This is a genomic window from Streptomyces sp. SM1 (assembly GCF_002910825.1).
GTDB classification, from domain to species: domain Bacteria; phylum Actinomycetota; class Actinomycetes; order Streptomycetales; family Streptomycetaceae; genus Streptomyces; species Streptomyces okerensis.
In genome coordinates this window covers 1-6,381 of record NZ_NEUB01000572.1, presented here as the reverse complement: position 1 = coordinate 6,381, position 6,381 = coordinate 1, and the positions used below count along the sequence as shown (strand labels likewise).

Below are 6,381 nucleotides of genomic sequence, written 5' to 3'. Positions count from 1 at the left end.
GCTGCGGGCGATGGCCCGGTCCAGACGGGCGCCGCCGCGCCAGGCGAGGCGGTACGCCACCAGGTCGCCGAGGACGGACGCGGTGGCGGCGCAGAGGGTCAGCACCAGGATGTCGGGCACGTCGGTCGCCGTACCGGCCGCCGCCGCCGTGGCCGCGGTGATCACCAGAACCCCGCTGGGCAGGACCGGGAGGAAGACGTCGAGCAGGACCGACAGGGCCACCACCGCATAGATCCACGGGCTGGCGACCAGCGACCCCACACTCTCCACCCGAACTCCCCGGAACGCCCCCGTTGGCCGTTCCGGCCGGGCTGTCGCGGAGGGGGCGGCAGGAGTGGCAGAAGTGTGGCCGATGACAGCCATACAGCGTACGCCCGGTAAGTGACGGAAAGGTCACGGGGGGTTCGCGCCGGGTTCGCGCTGCCGGTCCCCGCAGTTCGCCCTCCCGTCGCGGCGCGTCGCTGTCCGTCGCGTCGCGGGCGGCGCCCTCCCCGACGTGTCGCGGGGGGAGGACGCCGCCCGGCCGGTCAGGGGCGGCCGGCGACGGTCAGGCCGTCACCCGGGGCCTGCTCCGCCGTCCGCGGGACGTCCGGCGACGAGCGCCTGGCGAACAGGCGGTCCAGGCCGAAGGCGCCGGAGCCGGTGAACACCAGCAGGAGCATGGCCCAGCAGTACATGGCCGCGCTTTCGCCGTTGTTCTCTATCGGCCACAGGGCCTCGGGCTGGTGGACCTTGAAGTAGGCGTACGCCATCGCGCCGGACGAGATGAACGCCGCCGCCCGGGTGCCGAGCCCGAGCAGGACGAGGCCGCCGCCGACGAGTTCGATCAGGGCCGCGTACCAGCCCGGCCAGGTGCCGGATCCGACGGTGCCGCCGTTGCCGTCGACGCCGCCGAGCAGACCCGGCAGGGACACGGCGCCGTGGCAGGCGAAGAGCAGTCCGACGACCATGCGGAACAGGCCCAGCACGTACGGCTGGGCGCTGTTGAGCCGTCCGGTCATGTGGGTGTCTCCTTCGGTCAGGCCGTCCCCCCGGACGGGGCCGGTCCGGGGGGACGGAACCGAGTCGGATTCCCACGCTAGGAGGGCCTGACGCTTACTTGCAAGTTCAACATTCTGTTATGGGTGAGCGCCGTTCCGGCTGCTCGGAGGCCCGCCGTCGCACGTCAGTACGGCGCGGCGCCGGGCCCCTGTGCCCGAAGGCGTGACCGAATACGCACCCTGTTGCACAGGCGCCTCACAGGTGCCTTCGCTCTCACCGGCTCAGCCGGGTCTCCGAGACGGTCCTGAGCCGTGCCCCGGCCCCGTTCCGCTCCCGCCGCGCGTGCTCCAGCCGCAGCACCGCGGAACGCCCCTGCGCCGACAGGGTCATGAGCTGGTTGCCGAACCAGGGCCCGCCCGTCTTGCGCCAGGCCACCGCCGGCCGGTCCAGGCCGCCGTGCCGCGCGAACACCCGCCCGAGCCCCCGCGCGGCGGCGCTCCACCCGAAACGGAAGCCGAGCCTTATCGACAGCGGAATGGAGTTGTGCACCGGGGAGCAGGTCAGCTGCACCACCCGGGCGTCCGGCGCCGCCCGCCCCGGCCAGCTCGGCTCGGCGACATAGGCGTGGTGGACGTCCCCGGAGAGCACGCACACCGTCGCCGGCGCCTCCGGCCCCGTACCGGCCTCGGCGATCAGCTCCGCCAGCTCGTCGAACGACTCCGGGAAGGCGGACCAGTGCTCCAGGTCCGCCGCGCGCCGCAGCTTCTCCCCGAGCCGCGCCCAGCGGGGGCCCTTGGCGCCCCGGCTCAGCACGGAACTCCACGCCTCGACGTCGTGGACCAGATGGGGCAGCAGCCAGGGCAGGGACGTACCGATCAGCAGGTGGTCGTACGAGTCGCGTCCGTCGAAGACCTGCTCGCGCAGCCAGTCGGCCTCGGACCGGTCCAGCATGGAGCGCCCGCCCTCCTCCAGGACGCGGGCCGCCCGGCTGTCCACCATCACCAGGCGTACCCGGCCGAAGTCGCGCCGGTAGCTCCAGCGCGCGGCGGTCGCGTCCGCCTCCGCCCCGGCGGCGAAGGCGCGCAGCGCGTCGGTGCCGTCGGGGCTCTCCCGGACGGCACCGTACAGCGGATCGGCATCGAGGTCGGCGGGGGAGAGGTTGCCCAGGTGCTGGTGCACCCAGTACGACATGAGGCCGCTGAGCACCCGCTCCCCCCACCACGACGTGGCGCGCATGTCCTCGACCCAGGAGGCGGAGGTGTTCCAGTCGTCGATGACGTCGTGGTCGTCGAAGATCATGCAGGTGGGCACGGTGGACAGCAGCCAGCGGACCTGGGGGTCGAGCCAGGACTCGTAGTAGAGGTGGGTGTACTCCTCGTAGTCCGCCACCTGGATGCCCGGCGGGTCCTTCAGGTCGCGGCGGGCGGCGAGCCACTTCTGCGTGGCGTCGGACGTCTCGTCGGCGTACACCTGGTCGCCGAGGAGCAGCAGGGCGTCGGGCCGTTCACCTGCCGGGTCGGCGGCGATGCGCTTGGCCAGCGCGTCCAGGGCGTCCGGGCCGACGGGATCGGGCTCCCCGGTGGGCGGAGAGGCCCAGCGGCAGGAACCGAAGGCGATGCGCGTCCGGTCGCCGGGGCCCGGGGTGGCGATCACGGAGGGCGGGAACGACGGGAAGGGGTCCTGGGGCAGCGGCCACACCCGCGTGCCGTCGAGGAACACCTCGTACGGGGTGGCCGTGCCCGGGGTGAGACCGGTCACCTGGACGAGGGCGTAGTGGTGGCCCGCGATCTGGAACGTACCGGCCTTCCCGCCCGCTCCGTCCCCGTCCGGGCAGCGCACCTCGACGGTGCCCGGCCGGGCGGTCTCGGCCCAGACGGTCGCGGACGAGCCGTCGACGTACCTCAGCAGCGGTCCGAGCCGCAGTCCGGCCATGGTGTCCCCTTCCTCCGTCGCCCCGTACGGTACGCAGCGACGGAGGCCGCGGGGGAGACCTCCGCGCCCGGCGGTCCGCCGGGCGCGCCGGGGTGAGGGGTACCCCGGAATCCCGAGGCGGTCCGGGAGACGTCAGCAGTTCGCGAGGTACCCCTGCAGGGCGGACTTCTCGGCCGAATCGACGGACAGGTCGTAGTAGTACTTCACCTGCACCCAGGCCCGGACGTACGTGCAGCGGTAGGCCGAGCGCGACGGCATCCAGGTGGCGGGGTCCTGGTCGCCCTTGGACTGGTTGACGTTGTCGGTGACGGCGAGGAGCTGCGGGCGGGTCCGGTCGTTGGCGAAGGCCTGGCGCCGGGACGTGGTCCAGGAGCCGGCGCCGGAGTCCCAGGCCTCGGCGAGCGGTACGAGGTGGTCGATGTCGACGTCGGAGGCGGCGGACCAGGTGGCGCCGTCGAACGGGGAGTACCAGCTGCCGCTGGTGGCGGCACAGGAGGAGTTGGTGACGACGTTCGTTCCGTCGCGCTTGAGGATCGTCTCGCGGGTGTTGCAGGTGCCGCTGACCGTGATCCAGTGCGGGAACAGGTCACGGTCGTAGCCGGCGCGGTTCTCGGTGCGCACGGGCAGGGCGGAGAGGTAGCTGCGGGCGGTGGCGGCGCTGACCGGGGTGGGGAGGGCGGCGGAGGCGGCCGGGGCGTTGAACAGGCCGACGGAGGCTATGAGCCCGGTGAGCGCCGCGGCTATGCCGAGCCGTCGACGCGCGTAGAACTTCGACATGCGAACTCCCTTGTGGGGTGGGGCCGTTGGCGTGCGGGCAGGGGAATGCTCGCCGCGCCGCGTTGCCGGGAGGGGTGGATCCGGTAAGAAACTAATGACGCGCGCATGTCACGTCTATGGTTCGGGTGTGAAGTTTCCGCGCACGAGGGCGGCGGGCGTGGGATTCGCGGGGGTCGGTGCGGGATTCCCCGGGGGCCGGTCCGGGGCAGGTCCGGGGTCGCGGGGCTCGGCGCGGGTCTCGCGTACCATGGGCGGCGCGAAGGGGAGTAGCCCTACGCCGGACCGTCGACATACTGCTCAGCCCGTCTGAGCCGGCGCCCGGAGGCAGGCCTCACACGGTGGGGCCGGCCGGCGAGACCTTCGGCAAGCAGTGCACGCCCGTGCCCCACGGCACGGGCGCCGTGTGCGCTGTCGTGCCGAGGTGTCCGCGCAGTCGCACAGCACTCTCGGTGGGGCAGCCCGACCGATTGAGGAACCGTTGATCAGCCTGACCGTGACGGCCGTCGTCTTCGGCGTCGTCTTCCTCGCCGAACTGCCGGACAAGACCGCCCTCGCCGGCCTCGTCCTCGGCACCCGCTACCGCGCCTCCTGCGTCTTCGCCGGAGTCGCGGCCGCCTTCGCGCTGCATGTCGCGCTCGCGGTGGCGGCCGGCAGCGTGCTCACGCTGCTGCCGCAGCAGATCGTGCACGCCGTCACGGGCGTGCTCTTCCTGGGCGGTGCGGCGATGCTGCTGCTCAAGAAGGACGAGGACGAGGAAGAGGTCCGCAAGCCGGAGAACCAGAGCTTCTGGAAGGTGTCCGGGGCGGGGTTCATGCTCATCCTCGTCGCCGAGTTCGGTGATCTGACCCAGATCATGACGGCCAACCTCGCCGCCCGCTACGACGATCCGCTCTCCGTCGGTCTCGGTGCGGTGCTCGCGCTGTGGACGGTGGCCGGGCTCGGCATCGTCGGCGGCAAGGCGCTGATGAAGCGGGTCCCGCTGAAGCTGATCACGCAGATCGCGGCGCTGCTGATGCTGGGGCTCGGGGTGTGGAGCCTCTGGGAGGCGGTGACCGCCTGACGGGCGCCGCCGCGGGTGCGGGTGGCGGGCGCCGGGTGCGGCGGGTCCGCGGTGTTGTCCACCAAGGGCGCCGACGGGTCGCGGAGTGGCCGGGTGCGCGTCGGGGGGCGGGGCATCCGCATCGGCGACGGTCACGGTCACCGTGGCGCCGCCCGGCGCGGGTGCCGGCGCCGGTGCCAGGGGGCCGTGGCGTCGTCGTCCGTCGTGGCCCACGGGGTCGAGGCGGCCCGTGCCGTGCGGAGACGGGGTCGAGTCGGCCTGTGCCGTGCGGAGACGGGGTCGAGGTGTGGCCTGTGACGTGCGGAGACGGGGTCGAGGTGTGGCCTGTGACGTGCGGCTACGGAGCCGTGGCGTTACCCGTGATGTGCGGAGGCGCGGTCGAGGTATGGCCTGTGACCTGCGGGGACCGGGCCGAGGTGTGGCCCGTGGTGTGTCGCGACGGGCCGGGGTGGCGTGCGGTGCGGGTGGCGGTCGGCCGAAGCCGCGGTGAAGGCTCGGCGAACGCGGTGGCGGGAACCCCACTCCGTTTTGTACCGTGGATGAACAAAGTGGCTCCCGCCCGTTCTCCCTGACCGGCGGGCGGGGCCGCCTTGGTATCCGCCCCGAGGACCCCACCGCAAGCGTTCCCCTCCCCTCCTGGAGTTGCCGATGACGGCCACCGCCGTACTCACCGCCCGCGCCCTCCTGCTGGACATGGACGGCACCCTCGTCAACTCCGACGCCTCCGTCGAACGCGTCTGGCGGCGCTGGGCCGACCGGAACGGGCTCGACGGCGACGAGGTCATGAAGGTCGTGCACGGCCGTCAGGGCTACGCCTCGATGGCCCTGCTGCTGCCCGACCGCCCGATGGAGCAGAACCACGCCGACAACGCCCGCATGCTTGCCGAGGAGACCGCCGACACGGAGGGTGTCGTCCAGGTACCGGGCGCCCGTGAGTTCCTGGCCTCCCTCGCGGGCCTGCCGCACGCCCTCGTGACCTCCGCCGACGTCGCCCTGTCGACGGCCCGGATGGCCGCCGCCGGGCTGCGGCAGCCCGACGTGCGGGTGACGGCGGAGTCGGTCGGCGCGAGCAAGCCCGACCCCGAGGGCTTCCTGAAGGGCGCGGCCGAACTGGGCGTCGACCCGGCCGACTGTGTGGTCTTCGAGGACTCCGGCGCGGGCATCGCGGCAGGCCGCGCGGCCGGTATGCGCGTCGTGGGCATCGGCCCCCGGGCCGGCTTCCACGCCCCCGACGCGGTCGTGACGGACCTGACCCGGGTCCGGGTGGCCTCCGCCCCGGACGGCACGATCCGCCTGCACGTCACGCAGTAGGCGGGGCGGGGAGAGGAGAAGTGCGGAGGGCGGGCCCCGGCCCCGCGAGCCGCCCCGTGGTCCGCGGCCCTCAGGTCTCCGCTTCGAGGCGGGCCCGGGTCTGGGGGCCGTAGACGCCCAGTTCCTCGCGGACTCCGCGGGACCACTGGTAGTTGCGCAGGGCGTCTTCCACGCGGTGGTTGAACCGGCCGTGCATCTCGTCGTTGTAGAGGTACACCTGACGCAGGCGCTGCTGGAGTTCGGTGACCTCCGGGCCCTGGTCGCCGCGGCGCAGCACCGGGGCGGTGTCGCCGCCGTCCTCGTCCGGGTCCTCGGGGGCG

The 6,381-nt window shown here is 73.2% G+C and carries 6 protein-coding genes and 1 pseudogene; 2 read left to right on the top strand and 5 right to left on the bottom strand.

Translation table 11 applies throughout. The features are described 5' to 3' along the window. The 4 genes and pseudogenes from B9S61_RS13875 to B9S61_RS13860 form a co-directional block, all read right to left on the bottom strand. Positions 1 to 270 (bottom strand): annotated as a pseudogene (locus B9S61_RS13875) (hypothetical protein); the annotation flags it as partial. A 257-nt stretch (positions 271 to 527) separates the two neighbouring features. Then, positions 528 to 1,001, bottom strand: a complete 474-nt coding sequence (locus tag B9S61_RS13870; protein ID WP_103542531.1) for a DoxX family protein — start codon at positions 999 to 1,001, stop codon at positions 528 to 530. A gap of 253 nt (positions 1,002 to 1,254) precedes the next feature. After that, on the bottom strand, positions 1,255 to 2,913 hold the full coding sequence (locus tag B9S61_RS13865) for an alkaline phosphatase D family protein (RefSeq protein WP_103542530.1): 1,659 nt from the start codon (positions 2,911 to 2,913) through the stop codon (positions 1,255 to 1,257). Positions 2,914 to 3,045: 132 nt separating this feature from the next. After that, positions 3,046 to 3,690: an HNH endonuclease family protein gene (locus B9S61_RS13860; protein ID WP_103542529.1), complete on the bottom strand. Its 645-nt coding sequence runs from the start codon at positions 3,688 to 3,690 to the stop codon at positions 3,046 to 3,048. A 478-nt stretch (positions 3,691 to 4,168) separates the two neighbouring features. On the opposite strand from B9S61_RS13860, the gene B9S61_RS13855 reads away from it, so the two are divergent. Further along, on the top strand, positions 4,169 to 4,750 hold the full coding sequence (locus tag B9S61_RS13855) for a TMEM165/GDT1 family protein (RefSeq protein WP_103542528.1): 582 nt from the start codon (positions 4,169 to 4,171) through the stop codon (positions 4,748 to 4,750). A gap of 648 nt (positions 4,751 to 5,398) precedes the next feature. Then, a complete protein-coding gene (locus tag B9S61_RS13850) occupies positions 5,399 to 6,061 on the top strand; it encodes an HAD-IA family hydrolase (protein ID WP_103542527.1) in 663 nt (220 codons plus the stop codon). A gap of 70 nt (positions 6,062 to 6,131) precedes the next feature. Here the strand turns inward: B9S61_RS13850 and B9S61_RS13845 are convergent. Then, positions 6,132 to 6,381, bottom strand: a 250-nt coding sequence (locus B9S61_RS13845) for a peptidoglycan-binding protein (protein ID WP_181007361.1), incomplete at its 5' end; no start/stop codon positions are given.